This window comes from Bacillus sp. EKM206B, from assembly GCF_011066015.1.
GTDB lineage: Bacteria > Bacillota > Bacilli > Bacillales > Bacillaceae > Bacillus > Bacillus velezensis.
This window is the reverse complement of record NZ_JAAMNL010000001.1, coordinates 374,847-395,867: the sequence shown is the minus strand read 5'-3', so window position 1 is coordinate 395,867 and position 21,021 is coordinate 374,847. Positions and strand designations below refer to the sequence as shown.

At 46.6% G+C, this 21,021-nt stretch carries 22 protein-coding genes and 2 pseudogenes; 4 read left to right on the top strand and 20 right to left on the bottom strand.

Translation table 11 applies throughout. The features are described 5' to 3' along the window. Positions 1-14: 14 nt before the first annotated feature. From G9F50_RS02000 to G9F50_RS01940, 12 genes and pseudogenes are all read right to left on the bottom strand, one after another. Positions 15-539: pseudogene (locus tag G9F50_RS02000) on the bottom strand (T7SS effector LXG polymorphic toxin); the annotation flags it as partial. Continuing rightward, positions 473-1,053, bottom strand: a pseudogene (locus G9F50_RS20510) (HNH endonuclease); the annotation flags it as partial. The pseudogenes G9F50_RS02000 and G9F50_RS20510, both read right to left, overlap by 67 nt. Before the next feature lie 160 nt (positions 1,054-1,213). Beyond that, on the bottom strand, positions 1,214-1,519 hold the full coding sequence (locus tag G9F50_RS01985; RefSeq protein ID WP_012118628.1) for a hypothetical protein: 306 nt from the start codon (positions 1,517-1,519) through the stop codon (positions 1,214-1,216). Positions 1,520-1,535: 16 nt separating this feature from the next. Then, positions 1,536-3,284, bottom strand: coding sequence for a ribonuclease YeeF family protein (locus tag G9F50_RS01980; RefSeq protein ID WP_060562459.1), 1,749 nt, complete (start codon positions 3,282-3,284; stop codon positions 1,536-1,538). Positions 3,285-3,303: 19 nt separating this feature from the next. Next, positions 3,304-3,564: a YwqI/YxiC family protein gene (locus tag G9F50_RS01975; RefSeq protein WP_007407543.1), complete on the bottom strand. Its 261-nt coding sequence runs from the start codon at positions 3,562-3,564 to the stop codon at positions 3,304-3,306. Next, positions 3,564-3,998 carry a coiled-coil domain-containing protein gene (locus G9F50_RS01970; protein WP_007407544.1) on the bottom strand — a complete coding sequence of 145 codons (435 nt, stop codon included), beginning with the start codon at positions 3,996-3,998 and terminating at the stop codon, positions 3,564-3,566. Before G9F50_RS01970 ends, G9F50_RS01975 begins: the two co-directional genes overlap by 1 nt. 280 nt (positions 3,999-4,278) lie before the next feature. Beyond that, positions 4,279-5,067: a YwqG family protein gene (locus tag G9F50_RS01965; RefSeq protein ID WP_060562458.1), complete on the bottom strand. Its 789-nt coding sequence runs from the start codon at positions 5,065-5,067 to the stop codon at positions 4,279-4,281. A 63-nt stretch (positions 5,068-5,130) separates the two neighbouring features. Further along, the gene (locus G9F50_RS01960; RefSeq protein ID WP_060562457.1) at positions 5,131-6,456 is read right to left on the bottom strand and encodes a UDP-glucose dehydrogenase family protein; all 1,326 of its coding nucleotides are present in this window, start codon (positions 6,454-6,456) and stop codon (positions 5,131-5,133) included. A gap of 199 nt (positions 6,457-6,655) precedes the next feature. Continuing rightward, on the bottom strand, positions 6,656-7,420 hold the full coding sequence (locus G9F50_RS01955; protein WP_060562456.1) for a tyrosine-protein phosphatase: 765 nt from the start codon (positions 7,418-7,420) through the stop codon (positions 6,656-6,658). Between the two features lie 45 nt (positions 7,421-7,465). Next, positions 7,466-8,155, bottom strand: a complete 690-nt coding sequence (locus G9F50_RS01950) for a CpsD/CapB family tyrosine-protein kinase (RefSeq protein ID WP_007614272.1) — start codon at positions 8,153-8,155, stop codon at positions 7,466-7,468. Next, entirely contained in the window at positions 8,142-8,888 is a 747-nt protein-coding gene (gene tkmA, locus G9F50_RS01945; protein ID WP_060562455.1) for a protein-tyrosine kinase activator TkmA, read from the bottom strand. Before tkmA ends, G9F50_RS01950 begins: the two co-directional genes overlap by 14 nt. 215 nt (positions 8,889-9,103) lie before the next feature. Then, positions 9,104-9,247 (bottom strand): YwzD family small protein, encoded by a 144-nt coding sequence (locus G9F50_RS01940; protein WP_003151259.1) that lies wholly within the window; start codon positions 9,245-9,247, stop codon positions 9,104-9,106. Positions 9,248-9,450: 203 nt separating this feature from the next. Between G9F50_RS01940 and G9F50_RS01935 the strand changes: the two genes are divergently transcribed. Further along, on the top strand, positions 9,451-11,061 hold the full coding sequence (locus tag G9F50_RS01935) for an SWIM zinc finger family protein (RefSeq protein WP_165406488.1): 1,611 nt from the start codon (positions 9,451-9,453) through the stop codon (positions 11,059-11,061). Continuing rightward, positions 11,048-13,822, top strand: coding sequence for a DEAD/DEAH box helicase (locus tag G9F50_RS01930; RefSeq protein WP_060562453.1), 2,775 nt, complete (start codon positions 11,048-11,050; stop codon positions 13,820-13,822). Before G9F50_RS01935 ends, G9F50_RS01930 begins: the two co-directional genes overlap by 14 nt. Before the next feature lie 111 nt (positions 13,823-13,933). Here G9F50_RS01930 and G9F50_RS01925 read toward each other — a convergent pair whose 3' ends face one another. From G9F50_RS01925 to G9F50_RS01910, 4 genes are all read right to left on the bottom strand, one after another. Further along, positions 13,934-14,791, bottom strand: coding sequence for a Cof-type HAD-IIB family hydrolase (locus G9F50_RS01925; protein WP_060562452.1), 858 nt, complete (start codon positions 14,789-14,791; stop codon positions 13,934-13,936). After that, positions 14,788-15,570, bottom strand: a complete 783-nt coding sequence (locus tag G9F50_RS01920) for a transcriptional regulator GlcR (protein ID WP_015418394.1) — start codon at positions 15,568-15,570, stop codon at positions 14,788-14,790. The genes G9F50_RS01925 and G9F50_RS01920 overlap by 4 nt, the downstream gene beginning before the upstream one ends. 210 nt (positions 15,571-15,780) lie before the next feature. After that, positions 15,781-16,122, bottom strand: a complete 342-nt coding sequence (locus G9F50_RS01915) for a single-stranded DNA-binding protein (RefSeq protein WP_003151249.1) — start codon at positions 16,120-16,122, stop codon at positions 15,781-15,783. Positions 16,123-16,219: 97 nt separating this feature from the next. Then, positions 16,220-16,573, bottom strand: a complete 354-nt coding sequence (locus G9F50_RS01910; RefSeq protein WP_003151247.1) for a hypothetical protein — start codon at positions 16,571-16,573, stop codon at positions 16,220-16,222. A gap of 172 nt (positions 16,574-16,745) precedes the next feature. Between G9F50_RS01910 and G9F50_RS01905 the strand changes: the two genes are divergently transcribed. Then, positions 16,746-17,156, top strand: a complete 411-nt coding sequence (locus G9F50_RS01905) for a YwpF-like family protein (RefSeq protein ID WP_007407558.1) — start codon at positions 16,746-16,748, stop codon at positions 17,154-17,156. A gap of 45 nt (positions 17,157-17,201) precedes the next feature. On the opposite strand, the gene mscL is transcribed toward G9F50_RS01905, so the two are convergent. Both mscL and fabZ read right to left on the bottom strand, forming a co-directional pair. Next, positions 17,202-17,597, bottom strand: a complete 396-nt coding sequence (gene mscL / locus G9F50_RS01900) for a large conductance mechanosensitive channel protein MscL (protein WP_003151243.1) — start codon at positions 17,595-17,597, stop codon at positions 17,202-17,204. A 55-nt stretch (positions 17,598-17,652) separates the two neighbouring features. Then, a complete protein-coding gene (gene fabZ, locus G9F50_RS01895) occupies positions 17,653-18,078 on the bottom strand; it encodes a 3-hydroxyacyl-ACP dehydratase FabZ (RefSeq protein ID WP_003151242.1) in 426 nt (141 codons plus the stop codon). Between the two features lie 195 nt (positions 18,079-18,273). Here fabZ and G9F50_RS01890 point away from each other — a divergent pair, with 195 nt between their 5' ends. Then, a complete protein-coding gene (locus G9F50_RS01890) occupies positions 18,274-19,338 on the top strand; it encodes a tetratricopeptide repeat protein (protein ID WP_007407559.1) in 1,065 nt (354 codons plus the stop codon). Positions 19,339-19,355: 17 nt separating this feature from the next. Here the strand turns inward: G9F50_RS01890 and G9F50_RS01885 are convergent, their stop codons facing one another. Continuing rightward, positions 19,356-20,177, bottom strand: coding sequence for a flagellar hook-basal body protein (locus G9F50_RS01885; RefSeq protein WP_012118640.1), 822 nt, complete (start codon positions 20,175-20,177; stop codon positions 19,356-19,358). Positions 20,178-20,201: 24 nt separating this feature from the next. After that, positions 20,202-20,999 carry a flagellar hook-basal body complex protein FlhO gene (locus tag G9F50_RS01880; RefSeq protein ID WP_007614310.1) on the bottom strand — a complete coding sequence of 266 codons (798 nt, stop codon included), beginning with the start codon at positions 20,997-20,999 and terminating at the stop codon, positions 20,202-20,204. Positions 21,000-21,021: the final 22 nt, after the last annotated feature.

Here is a 21,021-nt window from a genome sequence, read left to right as displayed (position 1 = left end):
TCTTCACTCCTATACTAAAATACAGGATCCTCACCTAAAAATTTCAATCCCTTATTTATAGCTTTCTGAACACTCTTGTCTTTAAGTACTTTTTGAATTTTGCTAGGTGCATCTTCACCTGTTTTTTGGTCATAAAACTTTTTTGTTTCTACATCAAAATACCATTTTTTATTACTTGGCTCGTGATAGTGAATTTGACCTTCTCTTTGCCCTGGATTTGGGTTTTCAATGTCTATTCTTTCTGTCTTCCCATTTTGCCATGTTGTCTTACTTGCAATTTGAGTTCCATATTGACCGAAAAGTTTCTTACTATTCCCGCTACCACTACCAGCCACCTTCACAACCCCAAGATCTTTCACAGCAGTCGTTTTTACATCAGCATGAATGATTGGGAAAGTTGCGCCATCCGGTGTGACAGTCTTGTGGACACGAATCTTTACATTCGTCGGTACTATGAATTCTTTTACTTGGTCTAGAATCTTTTTCCCTTTTTCAACTTTTGATGCTTGTGGCGATTTTGCAAGCGGTATGCCTTTGTTTCAGGTTTAAAAGCTCCTGCGTTTATTTCTCCTACACCACCAAGGTGTCCGAATTCACTATTTATTTTTGTTGGCACAAGTTGCATTGTTTTAACATCATTTAATTCATGCCATGTTAATTTATTTTTTCTCGATATTTTTTTATATCTCTTGCACTAATTTTACCAGATTCCATCCCAAGTTGACTTGCTAACTCAGGTGAGCCATTAATTTGGTCAGCTAATTTTTGATCTGATTGAACAAAATTAGCTCATCTTGCTTTCCCCCCATAAGTTCCTTTTCCTCCAAGCATATAGTTGATTTCAACTTGTGCTTTTGCAATTGGTGAAAAATCAGGAACTCCATTTTTATATTGAATCCCTTTTACACCAGCCTCATCTAATATGCTTTTCAATTTAGGGTCTGGTGGAGGTTTAAGCGTACTTAAAGATTCTCCCCTAATTCCTTAAAATTCAATCTTTGGATTGATCTGTGCAGGTGTTTGATTAATCCTTGATTCATACGATAGGGCATACATTTTAAAGTTATTTGTACGCACTCTATAATTTGGTAAAACATCATATAAGGCTTATAAGGATCACCTCTACTCTCTAAATAGAAAACAGTTTATTCGGCACTCACCCCCACTAAAAAAGCCTTAAAAGAAAATAAAAATCTTTTAAGGCTTTTCATTACTAGAGGTTATTGATTTTGTCTTTATAAACTTTTAAAATTGTTGTGTTTAAATCACTGATTTCTGAGAAATGCCATTCAAACGTCGTTAGAATTCTATGAAGTTCAAATAACATTTTCTCTATTTCATCACCATCGTTCTTATCCAATGAACCAAAATTGTTTAGTATAATATCTAAATCTCTAGTTAACACCCTAAAATCCTCAAGGTTCTCGTACTGTTCATCTAAATCTTCTTTATTTACAATATTAATACTTGAATTAAGTTTATCTAATATGTCCAATATTCCTTCTAACTTTTTATCCATATAAATTCCTCCACTATTATTTCCACCCCTTAACTACTCGTCCAAGTGCTTTCTTAGTCTTGTCAGGGTTTAAAGTACCATCTAAATTCAATACGTATTTCACATTTCCCGTCTTATCTATTACTTCTAAATGGTCTTTGTGTAATGCGTCAAGATAAACTCCATAACCCTTTTTCAGATATTGGTTATCAGTTTTCTTTTCCACCTTATAAATTGATTGTCCATCGTACTTTACTTTTGATTTTGATAAGGAATTACTTATTTTTTTTCCAAATTCCATATCAAAAAACTCATTCATATTTGAAACAGGTTTAACAATACCCTTAATACCTTTACCACCACTAGTCATCTTCACAATCCCAAGATCTTTCACAGCAGTCGTTTTCACATCAGCATGAATGATTGGGAAAGTTGCGCCATCCGGTGTGACAGTCTTGTGGACACGAATTTTTACATTCGTCGGGACTTTGAATTCTTTCACTTGGTCTAGAATCTTTTTCCCTTTTTCAACTTTTGATGCATGTGGCGATTTTGCAAGCGGTATGCCTTTGTTTACATGCTTCGCCAATGCACCCGCTCCAACCAAACTCAGCGCAGCTTCCAGCGCCCCTTGCTTCCGCTTCTCCTCGGACACTTTGTTTCCGAACATATCCCTGCCTGTGACGGCTTCGGAGAATCCGTTTGAGGCAACAAGGCCGTATGCGCCCATTTCTGTCATTTTGAGAATGTCTAAGGATTTTCCGGTTTTATAGGCATCTAAAGCATGTTCTGCGGCAATGACGGTTTTTCCGGTTTTGTAAATAGCTTTTCCGCCTTTGAAAGCGCGGCCCGCCCAGCCGACGACCGGTATGAATCCGGCGGCGGCCATCGCTCCTGCTGTGATGCGTTCTGCGGTGGAGAGCTTTTCTCCGGTCACCGGATCAACGCCTTCGGCTGCTCTTTTATAATCATAATAGCCGGTGACTTCGCCGGTAAAGTTGCAGATGCCGTCCCATGTTTTTTCGTACCATGGTTTATTGGCTTCTTCTTCAGCCTTTTCCTGAAGCCGTCTTGCTTCGGCCTGCTGGGCTTTTGCGTCAATATAGTCCGTTCCCTGTTTTTCTGTCGCCGTGACGCTTTTGTAGATTTCATTGCTGTGGAAGCCTTTTTTGTCATAGTACATAGGGGATGCGCTTTTCCCGTTGCTGGTGGCCTGCATGAGAACAGAATATTTGCTGAGCACGGCGTTGTCCAGAGATTCTAAGTTTTGATATTCAGCAGTCAGGGATTCATCAAGCGTATCGACTGCCGTGATCGTGTCACGTCTGGTTTTCTGGGCATCGCCCATTTTGTCAGCGTAATCATCCAGCGTATATGTGTCGAGATGAATAATATCGCTGATGCCTGACAAAATTGAATCGATTTCTGCTTTATGAGCGGAGACAATCTCTGAAGCTTTCAAATCCGCGTTGGGCAGCTCATGCTCCAAAAATGAAGTCTCCACATATGTATCGCTGAGTTCTTGATCTTTAATGTCACCTGAAATGCCATTTAAAAACGCAATTTGAGCAGAGACAAGCGTCAGCCAGCTGTCGGCGATTTCCGCTTGTCCCTGAAAAAAATCTTTTATATTGTCTGCGCCTTTCCCTTTCAAAGCATCACCCAGATCGGCCACGCCTTGAAAGGCTTGTTTGAGCGCACGCAGCTGCTCTTCAAGGGCTTCGTATTGTTTCTTTCTCTTATCTGCTTCGTCCGTTAACGATTGTGATTCAAACACTTTGCTCATCGGCAAGTCCTTTCTTTCGTTATTTTACGGCGATCGCCTCGTCCTGTTCTTTCAAAGAATCTACGTTGTCTTTAACGTCCGCGATATTCTTATGAACGGCCTGCTTGTATTCGCTGATCATCGATACAAGCTTTGCCTCGCGGGATTGGTACTTGGAGGTATAGTCGAGCTTGTTTTTTCCGTTTGAACCGGCGTTCCCGATCGAAACGGCCTCCAAAGCGCTGCTGACGGATTCAAGCTGCTTCATGACGGTTCCGTATTTGAGTTTTATTTCTGCCATTAAAACCAACTCCAGCTTCTTTTGATTGATTGTATTTTTTCTCCGACCGTGTCAAGGGCTTCTTCTCCCAGCGTCAGCAGGTGCTCTGCCTCTCTCGCAATGCTTCTGGCGGCAAGGAGCCCTCCTTTTTCAATTTCAAGCTGTGTCATCTTTAAGCCGATTCGGTAAATATAACCGTCGTATTTGTCTGTGACGATTCTGTATGCTTCTGTATGGGCCTGATCGCGCCGGTCATCAAATTCTTCAGCAAAAGTGCCGGTCCAATGATGGTCCAGGTGCGGCCTGAGGATGTCCCTGATTTCAGATACGCCCTCTTCCTGCAGAGATTCTATCTCTCTTTTCGCTTCTTTTAATTTATCAATTTGGTGTTCAACCTCGCCCAGTTTATGGCTGATCGTGCTGTTAATATGGCTTAATGTGCTTGAATGGCTCATCTGTTTTCACCTCGTCTTACGCAAAAAGTCGTACAAAAAGCACAGACTTTTCCATACTATATTTCCATATATTATATTTTAAAATAGACAGAAAGCAGCTTAAATAGGTTAAATGGCTTATTTTCAACAGCCGAGATGCTCATCATTAACGCCAAAAGACTCACATAAACGGCATATCCATTCATCGATCTCCTCTATGTATCCATGATAAATTCCCTAAAAAAAAGGAGACAGTGATTAACCGTCTCCTTTGCCTTGTATCATGATCATCATACTGTCGTTAACTGCAGTCCCAGTTGTACAAAACGTTTGAGAAATCTTTTTTCTTCAAATCTTCCGGTCTGATAAAGAAATTGGCGATTCCCACATCTCCCCACATCGAATCAATGTCATCATCTGAATCAATTTGCAAAAGCAGAATCGTATGGTTTTGATGGGAGTAAGACCGCGGATCTTCCTGGGTGAAGGACGCATAGCCGCCGATTTTATGGCCGAATGCGTTCGCCGTATATTCGTCATACACCTCATCGTCAAACTGCTCGAAATAGTCAAAGGCATCCATCCCGGCATACTGCCCGAATTGAAAATCAGACGGGAGCACCCATTCAGCAGACAGCTCAGGGGTGATCAGCGCTTCGGATTGAATCGGAAAATCGTACTCCTCTTCAACCTGAACGAAAGAAAAATCATCCATGAGCTCCGCTTCTTCTGCTGTCACATGTTCAAAATATTTGACGCAGAAACCCGTTTGCACGCACCCGTCGTCAAAATTCAGACCGTATACGTCATCACTGACCGATATGTAAAACTGAAGAATGCCGGTGTCCGGAAAATCAGGGAGTCCGGGCATATCCGCAAAATTGATTTGAGCGAGAAGCTTCATCGGCCTGCCGCTTTCATCTTTAGGATATGGTTCATGTTTCGGAAAATAGGGGTCTCCTGCAATTTTACTGTCATACCGTCCCGTTTCAGCTTTTTTGACGTGCAGTTTGATAAAAGGCCGTGCTGACGTTTCCAGCAGACCGCGGGATGATTCCATTCGCTTCGGCAATTTCCATGTTTTTTCCACGATAAATATCTCCTTCGTCTCTAATGATTGTATGATAAAAGGCCGGCGCGGTCCGCCGGCCTTTCAAGTGACAGAATCAGTCTGAGGCACGACGGCTCTTCTTCCGATTGAGATATATTCCACGCCCGCCTGTTCCGCTTCCTCAAGCGAGTGGCAGTTTCTCCCGTCGAAAATAACCGGGGTTTCCATCAGCTCTTTGTACGCTTCAAGCGGGAAGTGTTTAATTTGTTCCCAATCTGTCAGAATCAGGACGGCATCCGCTCCCCTGACGGCTTCTTCTATGGACTCCCGATAGGAAACCGCAGCCGGAAGCAGCCCGGAAGCCCGGAATGAAGCGATCGGATCGTACGCTGTCATCCGGGCGTCAAGAGCCGCCAGACGATCCGCAATGACAATGGACGGCGCGTCCCGCATATCATCTGTATTCGGCTTAAAAGACAGCCCTAATAACGCGATGGTCTTCCCCGTCACACCGCCGAGCCTGTTCAGCACTTTATCAACCAGCATGGACTGCTGGTTATTGTTGACTTTAATGACGGACTTCAGCAATTCAAAATCATGCTCCACATGTCCCGCAATCTGCACGAGGGCGTTTGTATCCTTCGGAAAACAGGAACCGCCGTAACCGATGCCGGCTCTTAAGAATTGATTGCCGATCCGTTTATCCAATCCCATTCCGTGTGCGACTGATTCCACATCCGCACCGACTTTTTCACATATATGAGAAATTTCATTAATAAAACTGATTTTCGCCGCTAAAAATGCGTTTGACGCATATTTGATCATCTCAGCGCTTCTGATGTCCGTATGATATACCGGAATCGCAAGCGGCCCGAAAACCCGGTCAAGCGTTTCCCGCGTCTGCCGGTCTTCAGCCCCGATCACGATGCGGTCTCCGTGAAAGGTATCGTGAATTGCCGAACCTTCACGGAGAAATTCCGGATTCGAGGCGATTGAAATATTCACGTCCGCTTTCAGCCGTGAATGAATAACTTCGCTGATCCTGTCATTCGTTCCCACGGGAACCGTGCTTTTTGTCACGACGATCGCATCTTTAGAAATATGTTCGGCAATCCGTTCGGCGACATTTTCAATATAAGTAAGGTTTGCGTGCCCGTCTTCTTTTTGCGGTGTCCCGACCGCTATAAAAATAACGTCCGCTTCCGCAAGCCCTTTTTCGTAGCTCGTTTCAAATGCCAGCCGATGCCGGCCGATATTTCGTTTCATCATATCTTCAAGGCCCGGTTCAAAGATAGGGGACAATCCCTTTCTCATCTGCTCAACCTTACGTTCGTCAATATCTATGCATGTTACGTCATGGCCGATTTCTGAAAGAGACACTCCTGTCACAAGACCGACGTAGCCTGTTCCGATCACTGTTATTTTCATCGTGTTCCCCCAACCGTTTAGAAATTGCTGCTGGGCAGCTTACCGTTATTATCATATGATCCCGGCGCCGGCTGAATGCCGGAAGCCTGAGGTCATGATAGGAAAAAACGGCGCCGGCCGCTGATAATAGCATAAGCATAAAAGAATCATCTTGCAAAACAGCCGCTTACGCTTCATTTAAACGGGATGGAGACGACGATTAAAAAAGACCCCAGCGCTTACGGCGGGCCACAGGCAGCGGAGGTTCCTTATAAACGGCTTTGTTTTCAGCGAGAAGCGCCGCATTTTCCGTGAGCATGTAAATCAGCTCGGCCCCTGCTTCTTTTTTCAGAACGCCGAGCGCCTCCTGATAATAAAAATTTCTCGGTCCGAGATTATGGGCGTCAGATGCGAGAAAGTGGATCAAATTCGCTTCCATCAGCTGCAGCGAAAAGGATTTCGCTTTCCGCCCGAATGCTCCGGCAATGCAGCCGGCCGTCACTTGGGCGGCCGCCCCTTTCTTCACAAGATTGTATAGAACGGAAGGGTTTTCGCGAATTTCCCTGTTCCGCTCCGGATGGGCGATGACGGGGACATATCCGTTCAGCTGCAGTTCATAAAACAGCCTTTCAGCGTAGGCCGGGACATGATCCGCCGGAAATTCCGCCAGCACATACTTTGTATTATGGAGCGGGACAAGCGTGCCGCTTTGAAGACCTGCCAGCAGATCTCCGTCTATTCTGATTTCCTGGCCGGGCAGAACAGTCAGCGGAATGCCTTCCTTGTTCAAACGTTTGTTTAACAGGCTGACCGCTTCGTTGACCGTATGCCGGTCCGTGTCATAGCGGTATTTCACATGATGCGGCGTCGCGATGATCGTATCAATCCCCTGTCTGACCGCTTCTCTCGCCATCTTCAGGCTTTCTGTATCATCCGCCGCGCCGTCGTCTATGGAAGGAAGGATGTGACAATGGATATCTATCATATTTCAATCCCTCCTTAAAAAGAATGGACCGCGCCCATTATGACATTATTGTCCGTAATAGGCGTAGTCCGAGTGTTTCGTTTGTTTCTTCCCGTTCATCACGGCCCCAAGGAGCTTGCACGGGCAGTAATCGAGCGCTTCTTTTGCCTTGGCCGCTTTTTCCTTGTCCGTTTTCCCGCTTGAGATCACCATAATGGCCCCGTCAGTGTAGCTGCCTAATATTTTCGTATCGGCTACGGCCAAGACGGGAGGCGTATCCAAAATCACCTTATCATAAACTGCGGCTGCTTCTGACAGAAGATCTTTCATGGCACCCGTCGATAAAAGCTCCGCCGGATTGGGCGGGATCGGCCCGCTCGTTAAAATATCCAGGTTTGCTTCATCAGCCGGCAGGACGGCTTTCTGAAACGGCATCTGTTTTAACAGCAGTGACGTTAATCCGGTTCCGTTGTCCAATTTGAAGGTGAAATGAACCGTCGGTTTGCGCAGATCCGCATCAATTAAAAGCACTTTTTTCCCCTGCTGTGCAAATACGACGGCAAGGTTGGCCGCGGTTGTCGATTTTCCTTCTTCCGGGCCGGCGGATGTAATCAAAAGGGACTTCACCTCCGTATCAACGGAAGAAAATTCAATGTTTGTGCGGATCGTGCGATATTGTTCTGAGTTGATGGATTTCGGCTCAGACATCGCAATCACGCTTCGTTTTCCGGGTTTGTCTTTTTTACGCGTCAACATGTCCGCCCCCCGCTTGTTTGGTTTCCGCCATCCTCAAGTTTTTGGCAACGCTGTCTTTAGTACTGATTGAAGTAACCGTTCCCAGGATCGGGATGCCGAGCAGCGATTCCAGCTGTTCTTCCGATTTGATCGTATTATCCAGATGTTCCAGCAAAAAGGCGAGACCGATTCCGCCCAAAAGTCCGGCGGCAAACGCAATCGCGATGTTCAGCTTACGGTTAGGCTTTGCCGGTGACTGGCTGTCCGCCGCTTCGGCCTTTGAAAGGATGCTGACATTATCCACGTTCATGATGGCGGTGATCTTGTCCTGAAAAACGGCTGCAACCGCATTTGCCATAACGGCCGCCCGCTTAGCATCCGTATCCCTCACGGCAATCGTCACGACTTGTGAATCCTGCTCGCTGGACACTGTGATTTTCGATTCCAGCTCTTTCGAAGTCATGGACAGATGCAGCTGTTTAATCACTTCGTCGAGGATGACCGGGCTTTTGATGATGACATTATACGTGTTGATTAATTGGAGGTTGGTTTGAACGTCATTGAATTGGACTTCTTTTTGATTGTTTTTGGATTGGCTGACCAAAATTTGAGTTGAGTTTTCATAGACCGGCGTAAGAGCGAAGAAACTGATGAGTCCGCCTGCGGCAGATGCCGCCGCGGTAATAATAAGTATAAACAGCAGACGCTTTCTCAGTATTGCGAATATTTCCTTTATGCTTGTAGATTCTCCCATATAACCTCCATATCACTTTCCGCGTATTCCCATTCCCTCCAATGATCTTTTCCAATTACGATTATACAGCTTTAAACTGTCATTTCTAACCTTTTCAAATGACAAAATTCGACAAAAATAGACAATCACTTCAATCTGTTTTATTTTTGTAAGCGCTTTAAATACTGGTGTCACAGGAAGATTAAAAAATCCCGCGGCCAAGAGCCTGCGGGATTTTATGTTGCATATCCATTTTTAATATAAGAAATCAAATTCTCAAGCATTTCTTTTGTGGTCATCTCAGAGGACTGCTCACCAATGTCGTGCGCATGCATTAAAATCTTCAGAAACTCCTCTTGATCTAACTTCGTTTTCTTCATCATTCGTTTCCTTTCGGCTTCCATTAAATTGAAAACAAGATTATTATATGCTGTCGGGTGCTGTTTTGCAATCTCTAATACATCATTCGACACATTCGGGTTTTTATGTCCTTTTTTAGGAAAAACTTTTTCCGGGCCATGTGTTGCGATATAATAGAGGAATTGGAATCTTTTTATTTTGTGACTCGTTAGGAGCGATAATCATGCTTCAGGATATGATTGCTAAAGAAGATGTGCTCGCAGCGGCTGAACAGCTTAAAGAACTTCTTCCTTACAATGAAGACAATTTTCAGCTGATGAAGAAAGCACTCATTTTATATCGGCAGGATTCCGTCTATCGTATACAGGTTCAAACCCCGACAGAGATTTCCGCATATGTGCAGGATGTTGTGCCTGTAAGGGTCACGCTGAACTTATTTTTCATGGTGAAAAGCGGCTGCGCATGCCCGTCTGAGGCGATCTGCCGCCACGTGCTGGCCGTTTTTCTTTACGTATATGCCCAATTCGAGCGGGTCGGTACCTTTACCGAACATTGGCTGGAAAGAGAAAAGCTTGAGGAAAGCAGGGAGCTTGTCCGCCGGCAGTTTCAGGAAAAAGTGCTGCCGAATGAAGAGTCGCTGTCAAGCTGGCTCGCTTTTTTTGATTCGGAATTCTCGCTGTGGGAGGCGCGGACGCCGGCCGGAAGCCAGACGATGCAGGGCCTTTATTACGGCTATCTGTCAGCGCTCAAAAAACACGCCCCGAAAAAACCCGAGCTTAAAAGCTTATATCAGATTCATTCGGCGCTTGCCGTCTGGCTTCACATGTTCACTTTGATTGAGTCAGGCAGATTGGATGCCGAAAAAGATTATTACAGCATTAATCCATACGTGGAACAGCTGATGGATACGATTTATTCCTCCATTGACAGACTGAAAACGTACGCCTTGTCTTTTTCACTCGATCCTTTTTTAGACCGGACGCCCCCGGTGCTCCGCAGACTGCTTGTGAAAGAAGAGCTTTTTCAATACGAACGCCTCCGGGTATTCGGTGAAATGTGGAGCGCGCTTTTGAACCGGCCGAAATGGGTCGCGCGTGAACAGGAGATTCTCGAACAGGAAAGCGGGCGCCGTTTTTCGCCGGAAGTGCGGTTCGGACGGCTTCATCTGGCCTTTTTGCAAAAAGATGATGAAGCGGTCTTTGAAGATATATCCCGCTTCCCTCCTGAAGCGCTGCCGTACACCTTTCAATGGCTCGGTGAACTCACCGCGAAAAAAGACTGGAAACGGCTGAAAACATGGTATGGCCGGATCGAACCGCTTGCCGTGAACTATACGAAGCTTGATAAGCCGTTTAAAGAAATGCGCGACATCATCGGAGAGCTGTTTGCGCTGTTGGCGGATTATGCGCGGCACTCACGGGATGATCAGCTGTTTGAACGGTTTGCTTCCGGCTGCCTTCCCTATACCTTTACCGAATACAGCCAGTACCTGTACGAAAAACGGCGGTACGCGGAATGGGTGGAGATTCACAGCCTCGTCGGTTTTTCCGTCTGGGAAATTGAAAAGGACATCCTGAAGGAAATTGCCGCCAGTGATCCGGAAGCGCTCATCCCCTCCTATCACCGGGCGGCGGCCTTTTTTATCGACCAAAAAAACCGCAGCGCCTATAAAGAGGCTGCGCGCCATCTGAAAAAACTGCGGACGCTTTATAAAAAGGCAAAAAAACAGCAGGTTTGGGAGCGGTATATCAGCCGGCTGAGCGCAAGCTACAAGAGGCTGCGCGCCCTTCAAGAAGAATTGCAGAAAGGAAAGTTGATTGATGGCGAGTCTTAAGGAAATTTTCATTCATGTAGAACAAATGGAAGATTGGACATTTACGCTGTCAAGCCATGATGAGAAGGAGCAGCCGCTTACTCTCAGTCAGATGAAGACTCATTTGTTCCAATGGCATGAGTCCACCTTTTACGGAACGTTTCTTGAAGACGTCAGCTTCATCGGCACTCCGGCCGTTCTGCTCAGCCCGTGGATGACCGTCGAGCTGCTTGGAAAAAACTCGTTCAATTCATTCAGCACCGTGCAGCTGACAAAGGAAACGGAACCGTTAATCGAAGCGGCTTCGACGATATACGAATTTATTGCCGACGGCGATTTTCTTCCGGATTATGACGCATGGCAAAATGGCGTCCTGCGCTTCAAAGACCGCGAGCTTTTGCTGGAAGGCTTTACGGCAGACTGGTTCTCAGCCGCGGTACAGGACTACATTCAGTACAATGATGACCTGCTGGAAAAATGGCGGCGGATCGAAACCCGTTCGCCGGCCGTTCATACGTTTAAAGGCTCCTTTTTGGATGAAGATGATTTTCTCGAGGGAATCGGCTGGCATGACGATCTGACGCCGTTTACCGTCGGGCTCCGATTAAACGAGCCTGATTTCGACGGTGACGACTGGAAAATCGAGATGTTTTTACGTGAGAAAAAAACCGGCTCCATCACCTTTTTCGACGGATTGAAGGGTCTGAAAAAAGCGTGGCAGGCATACAGCGGAAAAATCGCGCGCGAACAGGACCGCTTCCGCAGAACGGTTCCCTGGCTTTCGTTTGATTCAGGAACGACGCTGATCTCTGAAGAAGAGGCTTGGATCTTCTTATCGGAAGCGAGTGAGACGCTTGTCGATATGGGTGTGGAGATTCTTCTCCCATCATGGTGGCAGATTGTCCGGGACAGCAATATGATGCTCAAGGCGAAAGTGTCATCCTCCCCGCGGGGCGAGTCCTTCGTCGGCATGAACGCTCTGCTTGATTTCAACTGGAGATTCGCCACAAACGGAATTGAGCTGACAGAGGATGAATTCAATGAGCTTGTCGCAAACAACAGACGTCTCGTCAACATCCGCGGCCAATGGGTGAAAATTGATCCGCAATTTATTAAACAGATGAAAATACTGATGGAAAAAGCGGAATCTGAGGGCCTCCACATGTCCGACGTGCTGGCGCGCGAACTGATGGATCACGGGGAAAACGGAGCCGAGGACACGGGCATCATTGACTCATCGGCATTTGCCGGGATCAAGATCGAATTATCAAAGCATCTCAGAAGCCTGATCCGCAAACTGACGGATGCCGGGGATCTGCCGGAGCATGAAGTCAGCGCCGCGTTTCAGGGCCAGCTCCGCCCTTATCAGATGTACGGCATGAACTGGCTTCTGTTTTTACGGGAAAACGGCTTCGGCGCCTGTCTCGCAGATGACATGGGACTTGGAAAGACGATTCAGATGATCGCTTATTTTCTCCATGTGAAGGAAAGCGGCCGGCAAAAAGCGCCTGCCTTAATCATTGCGCCGACATCGGTGCTCGGCAACTGGCAGCGTGAGCTCCAGACCTTCGCGCCGCAGCTGAAGGCCGTGCTTCATTACGGCCCCCGCAGGCCGAAGGGGGAAGCATTTGTCCCGGCCTATCAGGATGCGGATGTCGTTCTTACTTCTTACGGCCTCTCGCACGCCGATCAGGAAGAGCTTTCTTCCGTGACATGGAGCACCGTCTGCCTTGATGAAGCGCAAAACATTAAAAACGCGCATACGAAGCAGTCCCGCGCAATCAGAAAGCTGAAAGGCGTCCATCATATCGCGCTGAGCGGAACACCGATGGAAAACCGCCTGACAGAGCTTTGGTCGATCTTTGATTTTATGAACAAAGGATATCTCGGCAGTCTGACCGGCTTTCATAAACGCTATGTGCTGCCGATTGAAAAAGACCGTGACGAAAAAAGAATCAACCAGCTTCAGCAGTTAATCCGGCCGTTTTTACTGCGCCGGACAAAACGGGATGAAGAAGTGGCGCTTAATCTTCCTGACAAGCTGGAACAAAAAGAGTTTATCCCGCTCTCAGCCGAACAGGCATCCCTATATGAACAGCTTGTCAAAGATACATTTGAACATATGGCTTCTCTGACCGGGATGCAGCGGAAAGCGCTGATTCTGAGCATGCTCGGCCGCTTGAAGCAAATATGCGACCATCCTGCGCTCTATTTGAAGGAAGAACAGACAGAGCTGTTAAACGGGAGATCCGTCAAACTGGAAAAGCTGCTTGACTTAATGGCGGTGATCCGCGGACAAGGGGAAAGCTGCCTCATTTTCACCCAATACATTCAGATGGGCAACATGATGAAGCGCCTCCTGGAAAAAACATTCGGAGAACCGGTTCAGTTTTTAAACGGCAGCCTGTCCAAGCAGGAACGCGATTCTCTCGTCGAACAGTTCCAGAAGAAAGAATACCCGACGCTGATTTTGTCACTGAAAGCGGGCGGAACCGGCCTGAATCTGACGGCTGCCAATCATGTCATTCACTATGACAGGTGGTGGAATCCGGCGGTGGAAAACCAGGCGACCGACCGCGCCTACCGAATCGGCCAGGAACGGTTCGTCCACGTTCACAAACTCATTACGACGGGAACGATTGAAGAAAAAATTGATGCCATGCTCGAAACGAAACAAACGCTGAACGATCAGATTATCCAAAGTGAAAATTGGATTACCGAGCTGTCATCCGATGAGCTTGAAGAATTATTCACCCTCAGCGCATCGGCGCAATCACATTAAACGCAAAAAGACCGGCTCTCTCGGGAAGAGCCGGTCTTTTATGTCGTCCTTACTGTTACGCCGCATTTGCCATGAATGCGTCACGCCAGTCATGAACAGTATCGCCATCTTTCACAGTAAATTCCTGATCATATGCGCAACGCCGTTTTGATCATTTGTCAATGTAACGGCATCAGCGATCTCTTTAATATCTTCTCTCGCATTCCCCATCGCTATGCCTTTTCCGGCCGCCTGAAGCATTGAATAGTCATTTAAGCTGTCACCGACCGCGGCGGTTTCAGCCATCGGAATGCCGAGCTTTTGCGCCAGCCGTTTGAGCGCCTGCCCTTTAGAGGCGTTTCGAGACGCCAGTTCAAAGTTGTGATCGGCAGAGCTGACAAGGGTGAGATCTTTCTGACCGCTGAATCGGTCCCAGCCCGCTTTCAGCTTCCGCTCATCAAACGAAAATCCGAGAATATTATAAAAATCCAGATGCTCTTCTTTCTCAAAGAGCTCACGGTATGAATGAATGTAAGCAAAGCCGGACTGGCTGTATTGCACTGAAGCCGCCTGTTCCAAAACAGAAAGATCGGTTTCCGGATTGGCGCTTTTCACCCGGTCCATTTCGATATCGAGCAGCTGCCTGCCGGTTTCAGGCGTATAGATGGCTTTGTTTGTAAACACCTCATAATAATATTGATTCTCTTCAAGCCATGACAAAATGCCGCGGGCTCTTGATTCTTCAATCGCTTCACAGTGGTACAGGCTGCCGTCAGGAGCATGAATGGCGGCTCCGTTTGCGCTGATAATCCATGTTTTTATGCCGAGCGGTTCAAATATGGAGTGCACATCAAAATGCGCGCGTCCAGTGGAAACCACGATTTCAATTCCCGCTTGCCGGGCTTCCCTTAAAGCCCGCTTGTTTTCATCGCTTACTTGATGACTGCTGTTCAGCAGTGTGCCGTCCAGATCTATGGCAATCAGTTTCACATGTCCTCATCCTCTTCTTCAGATTCAGTTACAAGCAATTCTACGCCGTGCCGGTCGAGCAGATCGCAAAAATCCTGATCAGGCAGCTGATCGGTAATCAGCAGGTCAACCTCGTGCAGGTCTGCATACTGATAAAAACTCGTACGGCCAAGCTTGGAGTGATCGCTCAGCGCAATCACCTGTTCAGCCTGTCGGATCATTTTACGCTTTACCATGCCGTCTTCTTCATGCGGAATCGTCAGGCCGTTTTCCGAGATACCGACAACGCCGATCAGCACCTTATCGGCGTGATAATCCCCCAGTTTTTCTACAACGGAAGCCCCGTATAAAAACCGATGTTCCTTCTGGAGCTTTCCGCCGAGCAGGTGAATATCAATTCCCTCTTTTGCGGAAAGGATATCGGCCTGATTGATCGAATTTGTAATAACAGTGCAGCCGGTGACATTTAAATGCTCCGCGCAGGCCTGCACGGTTGTCGAAGTGTCCAGGATGATCCGGTCTCCTTTATGGATCAGGGATGCGGCCAGCTTGCCGATTTTGTTTTTCTCTTCAGAAACAGTTTTCAGCCGGCCCGAATAGCCCGGAACTTCCTGATTCACCGACGGCAGAATCGCGCCGCCCCGTGTTCTGATAATGGCCCCGCGCTCTTTCAGCTTTACAAGGTCCCTTCTTGCGGTATCTCTTGAAATATGAAGCAGCGAACATATCTGTTCAGCGGTGATCCGCCGATGCTGTTTCAAATATTCCATTATCGCAATCAGTCTTTCTTCTTGATACACGTCCTCATTCCCTTTTTCGTCACTTATCTGTAAGTAATTATAAGTTTTTATCCCAATATATTCAATGTTTTTAAGTATTCATAAGTGAAATCACTTCTTTTTAACCATTTTTTAGCTCCCGCACAAAAAAACCAGTCTTTCGACTGGCGAGTGGGAAGGAGGTATTGCGGGGCCCGCTGAAAAAGGCGGGAAATCGAGGAAAAAAGCATGCTATTCAGCCAGCGGCTCTTTCCGTTTTTGATCCATAAACCGAACGGTATCAGCCATGACCTCGGTCACATAAACTTTTACGCCGTCTGTCTTTTCATAGCTTCTTGTCTGGATTCTGCCGCTTACACCGACCATTGACCCTTTTTGGCAGTACAATGCCGTGTTTTCAGCGTTTTTTCTCCAGATGGTGCAGTTGACGAAGTCGGTTCCGGTTTCACCCGACGCGCTTTTAAAATTGCGGTTTACCGCCAACGTAATATGCGCGACGGGAATGCCCGCTGATGTAAAACGGAGCTCCGGGTCTTTCGTCAGCCGGCCGACAAGCATAACGTGGTTAAACAAGCCGTATCCTCCTCTCTTTTTCGAGGCTGGCTTCATTGTAGTACATGGGCTCGTGAAAGCAAAAAGCGGAAAAAGCCGTTATCCGTTTAGGCTGCTCTTATGTTTTCGTTTTTCTTTCTGATAAAAAAAACTTTTGTTTTTGACCGCTTATGTAATATGTATTTTTGAGCAGCCGCGAGAAAAGTTTCGTTTTGAGCCAGTCTTTCTCAAACATGCGGACAAACTTTCCGCCGTCCCATGCGAACCAGTAAAAACTCAGCTTTTTATCAGTCAGTGAAAGCTGAATTTTATACTGTTCCATGCGGTCTTTTGTTTCATATAAAAAGACGACATTTCCCCTTCTGTTAAGATGCACCTCACAATCTTCCTTTTTGCATACCAAGTAGGAATGATCGTCTTTTCGCCTTGAACCGTCTTCTATATAGATTTCCTTCAGGCGCAATTGATTCATAAGCATCTCTCCATGACCATATTCTTTTACATTATAATGAAAAAATAGAAATGATTAAATGTTGACCGCCTACAAAAATGATGAAGCATGTCTTACAGCATTTTCCCGGGAAAAATGATATGTGTTATAATAAATGAACGAAAAACATGGACAACAGGGGTGAAAATAAGAGATGAAAACCTTTAAACTGGTTGATCTGAATGTGGAACGTTTAGATAAAGACGATCAGCCGATTGAGCAGTTTCCCCTTTTAGACGGATTGATTATCAATAAAGAGGACGGAGAAAATCACTGGTTAATTGAAGCACTGGTCCCGGCCGAACACTTTTCTTTTTTTGACATGCTGATGAAAAGCCAGAAAGAAGCGAAGGTGTTTGTAACGATTACGAAAAAAAGCAACCGCCCCGCCCAGCTGACGGGAAGCATCAAAAATATCGTCGAGCTGGAAAGAAGTATACAAGTTTTAATTTACGGTCAAATGGTGTCAAGAAACCACCCCGGATCAGAAAGCATTCTGGAGTCGCTCGTGAAAGAAGGCTACTCGGGCAGCCGGCTGATTGAAGCGTTTAAACAAAAATTATGATCATGAAAAAGGCCGGACGTTAATCATCCAGCCTTTTTTTGTGCCCTAGTCATTGTGAGGAGCCCGCTGTTTCAGCAGATCTCTGATTTCAGTCAGCAGTTCTGTCTGCTGATCTGTTTCCTCGGCTTCTTCAGCCTCTTCTTCTGCTTCTTTTTTACGTCTCAGCTTGCCTATTGTGCGGATCACGATAAAAATAGAAAATGAAATAATGAAGAAGTTCACAATCGTTTGAATGAAGCTTCCGTACTTGATATGGGCGTCGCCGAATGTCACGGCCAGCCCTGAAAAGTCAAGACCGCCAAGAAGCAGGCCGACAAGCGGCATGATGATGTCTTCAACGAGCGACGTCACGATTTTGCCGAAAGCGCCGCCGATGACGACACCGATAGCCAGATCCATGATATTGCCCCGCATCGCAAAGCTTTTAAATTCTGACCACATCACATTCACCCCTTTCTATACAAAATGGGCTTTTTATAAGCCCATTTGTTTGCTTTTATTCTCCGAGCGCAAAGGTTAATTCAGCTTCACACACGAGCTCGCCGTCAACTTTGGCAACGCCTTTGCCGCGTCCGATCGTACCGCGCGCGCGGGTAATATCAACCTCAAGCTCCAGCTTGTCACCCGGTTTTACCTGCTTTTTGAAACGGCAGTTATCAATCCCCGCAAAAAATGCGAGTCTGCCCCGGTTTTCTTCTTTTATCAGCATCGCAACCGCTCCGACCTGCGCCAAAGCCTCTACGATTAATACGCCCGGCATAACAGGGTATTCAGGAAAATGGCCGTTGAAAAAATCTTCATTCGCCGTCACATTTTTATATCCCGCCGCCCGTTTTCCTTCTTCGACTTCCGTAATTCTGTCTACCAGAAGAAACGGATAGCGATGGGGAATAATTTCTTTAATTTGCTGAGTATCAAGCATTCTCTTGACATCTCCTTCATCGACAATAGTATGTATAGAAGGCATATGTGGCAACCAATCTGTACATTTGGAAGTATATTATGAATCAATTTCTTTTTCAACCGCGCTGTAAACTGTAACCAGCTGGCAATGAGCCTCGTCCATTAATGTGTTATGATAAATAAAGATTTTTACCCTATGCAAAGAGGTTGGAAGATGATTGCTAAGTTTACTGAAAAACGTACGCTGGTGATGCTGAATGAGTGGTATGACGCCATGGGAAAACGCCAATTCGATCTAGCCCGTTCCCTTCACGAACAAATCAATCAGCATCTCCCCAAATTACAAAAGAATGCAAAGCTCAAACTCAGATATCAGCTGTTTTTCGCACGGTTTCAGCTGCTGTTTGAGAAAAAAGACGGTCTGAATAAGCTGTTCTGCGAGCTGAAGCGGCGCAAAGATGAGATGGATCATGAATTAACTTATTATTTCTATTTTTTCAAAGGGTTATTCCATATGGTGAATGGCGCTCCGAACCGTGCTGTCTGCCGCTTTAAAGAAGCTGAACAGTACCTGCCGGCCATTCAGGACCGTTTCGAAGCCGCTGAATTTTATTATAAAACAGCGGGTGCATATTACATGATGAAGTCGCCTGCGCTCTCCATTCAATATGTCAATAAAGCGCTGGAAATCTATCAAGATGAAGCCGGCTACATCAAAAAAACGCTCAGCTGCCGGCTGCTTCTCGCCGTGAATTATATAGACGAGGCACGCTATGACGACGCAGAACAGCTCTTCAATGAATCCATAAAGATAACGGACCGGATCAATGACAATAACCTGCTGTGCCACGCCTATTATAATTTTGGTTTTTTAAAGACCGCCCAGAAAAAAGATAAAGAGGCCCTCCCTTTTTACAAAAAGGTATTGGGCAATCAGCGTTTCGAGAAAGAGTCTCCCGTTTCCTACCTGCATTGTGTATACGAAGCGGTCAGAGCACTTTTTAAAACCGGCTCTGCCGCCGAAGGACAAACCGTGCTGCAGAAAGGTTTATACATATCTGAAAAAGTGCAGAACAAGATTATGAAATTGAAGCTGACCGCGCTCAACATACTGTACACCGCTCAGGAGGACCCGTACGACCGATTGCAGAAGCTCGTGCTGGAGCTGCAGAAAATTGAAGCGTGGGTGGATTTGGAAGTGCTGCTTCAGGATATTACTGATTACTACAAAAAAAAGGGCGATTTTGAGAAAGCCGCATTTTTTATCATGCGCGGCTGATCAAAACGCCCCTTCTTTTATCTGACTGAGTTGATTAAGCCCAGCATTTGGTCTCCTAATGTAATCGTGCGGCTGTTCAGCTGATAGGAACGCTGAGACACGATTAAGCCGGTCATTTCTTTTGACATATCGACATTTGAACCTTCAAGCGCGCCCTGCTCCATGCCGATTGCCTGCCGGTTTGCGCCGGTAAGCTCTTCAATCGCTGAAGCCCCCGCGCCGTTCACGGAAAACAGATTATCCCCTTCCGCATGAAGCGCCTGCGGATTATTGACATTGACGATGCCGAGATTAAACGTCTGCGAACGGGTTCCCGCCTGGTCTGAAGCCGTCAGCGTTCCGGTTTTGCTGATTTTCAGCTGAGTCAGCGAACTGTCAATTTGTATGGGCTGACCGTTCTCATCGAGAATGGGATTGCCTCCCGCTGTCATCAGCTGAAGCAGCCGGTCATTTCCGCCGGCCGGCTTAAGGGAAAGTGAGCCGTCCCTTGTATACACCCGCCGTCCGTCCGCTTCTGCCTGAAGATATTGATAAGGTGATGTGAACGCGATATCAAGGTCACGGTCGGTTTTTTTGATGCTTCCCTGCCCTGAGTCCAGCTGCGGAGTCATGACCGTTCCGGCGCCGAGACGCAGGCCGGGCGGCGTTTTCCGCATGTTCGGCGAATTTTCCTTTTTGTCATCTATATGGTCATACTGCTGTCTGATCAGCTCGGAAAAGCGGGAGTCCCTCGCTTTATAGCCTGTCGTATCACTGTTTGAAAGGTTGCTGCTGACTGTATCCATCTGCTGCTGAAGCTGATGTAAGGCTGTTGAAGCCGTCAGCATTGATCTGAGCATCATAATTGAATGTCCCCCATTTTGTTACACTTTGCCGATTTCATTTGCGGCTTTATCCATGCTTTTATCGTAAGCCTGAATGACTTTTTGATTGGCTTCAAATGATCTGTATGCTTCCGTCATTTCTGTATACGTGCTCGTCACGTCCACGTTCGAAAGCTCCGAGACGCCTTGCTTTAATGAATACGAGACTTGGGGATTCGCCGCCGCGCTCGGCAGTTCAGAGCCGTCGGCCGTGCTGTATAGGTCATTGCCGTCCCGTTTCAGATTGCGCACGTCTTCTTCCATTCTGATATCAATCTGCCCCGCCGGCCGGCCGTTTGTCGTGACCGTTCCGTTTTCTGATACGGTGAATTTTTCATTGTCGACTGTAATCGGCTGTCCGTTTGTTGATAACACAAGGTTTCCGTTTATCGTAAGCTGATTGTTTTCATTTAATGAGAAAGTGCTGCTTTTTGAATAGCGGACGCCGCCTGCGGTCTGCACGGGATAAAACAGCTCGGCGTTTTCATTCGTTTCGGCATTCTTGGGAACCTGATTCTCCATCAGCGCGATATCCGTCGGCTGATCGGTCGTTTTCAGGCTTCCCTGCGTAAACAACGGTTTCAGCTCCTGCATGTATACGCCTGTGTTGACGGAGCCGATTTTCGTTTTTTTGTCGCCTTCTATTCGGCTCAGAAGCATCTCGGGAAAGGCGCGGATTGAACCTTGATCCTCTTTGTACCCTGATGTATTCGCGTTTGCGATGTTATTTGACAGCATTTCCGTTCTTCTCTGCTGTGTAATCATTGCGGACGTTGCGGTATATAATCCTTTTAACAAGTCTTCCACCTCTGAAATAGCA

What these genes read in the sequence shown, in the direction of transcription:
- G9F50_RS01985 (WP_012118628.1), bottom strand. Translation starts at nt 1,519, where the DNA reads ATGGATAAAAAGTTAGAAGGAATATTGGACATATTAGATAAACTTAAT.
- G9F50_RS01980 (WP_060562459.1), bottom strand. Translation starts at nt 3,284, where the DNA reads ATGAGCAAAGTGTTTGAATCACAATCGTTAACGGACGAAGCAGATAAG.
- G9F50_RS01975 (WP_007407543.1), bottom strand. Translation starts at nt 3,564, where the DNA reads ATGGCAGAAATAAAACTCAAATACGGAACCGTCATGAAGCAGCTTGAA.
- G9F50_RS01970 (WP_007407544.1), bottom strand. Translation starts at nt 3,998, where the DNA reads ATGAGCCATTCAAGCACATTAAGCCATATTAACAGCACGATCAGCCAT.
- G9F50_RS01960 (WP_060562457.1), bottom strand. Translation starts at nt 6,456, where the DNA reads ATGAAAATAACAGTGATCGGAACAGGCTACGTCGGTCTTGTGACAGGA.
- G9F50_RS01955 (WP_060562456.1), bottom strand. Translation starts at nt 7,420, where the DNA reads ATGATAGATATCCATTGTCACATCCTTCCTTCCATAGACGACGGCGCG.
- G9F50_RS01950 (WP_007614272.1), bottom strand. Translation starts at nt 8,155, where the DNA reads ATGTTGACGCGTAAAAAAGACAAACCCGGAAAACGAAGCGTGATTGCG.
- tkmA (WP_060562455.1), bottom strand. Translation starts at nt 8,888, where the DNA reads ATGGGAGAATCTACAAGCATAAAGGAAATATTCGCAATACTGAGAAAG.
- G9F50_RS01940 (WP_003151259.1), bottom strand. Translation starts at nt 9,247, where the DNA reads ATGAAGAAAACGAAGTTAGATCAAGAGGAGTTTCTGAAGATTTTAATG.
- G9F50_RS01935 (WP_165406488.1), top strand. Translation starts at nt 9,451, where the DNA reads ATGCTTCAGGATATGATTGCTAAAGAAGATGTGCTCGCAGCGGCTGAA.
- G9F50_RS01930 (WP_060562453.1), top strand. Translation starts at nt 11,048, where the DNA reads ATGGCGAGTCTTAAGGAAATTTTCATTCATGTAGAACAAATGGAAGAT.
- G9F50_RS01910 (WP_003151247.1), bottom strand. Translation starts at nt 16,573, where the DNA reads ATGAATCAATTGCGCCTGAAGGAAATCTATATAGAAGACGGTTCAAGG.
- G9F50_RS01905 (WP_007407558.1), top strand. Translation starts at nt 16,746, where the DNA reads ATGAAAACCTTTAAACTGGTTGATCTGAATGTGGAACGTTTAGATAAA.
- mscL (WP_003151243.1), bottom strand. Translation starts at nt 17,597, where the DNA reads ATGTGGTCAGAATTTAAAAGCTTTGCGATGCGGGGCAATATCATGGAT.
- fabZ (WP_003151242.1), bottom strand. Translation starts at nt 18,078, where the DNA reads ATGCTTGATACTCAGCAAATTAAAGAAATTATTCCCCATCGCTATCCG.
- G9F50_RS01890 (WP_007407559.1), top strand. Translation starts at nt 18,274, where the DNA reads ATGATTGCTAAGTTTACTGAAAAACGTACGCTGGTGATGCTGAATGAG.
- G9F50_RS01885 (WP_012118640.1), bottom strand. Translation starts at nt 20,177, where the DNA reads ATGCTCAGATCAATGCTGACGGCTTCAACAGCCTTACATCAGCTTCAG.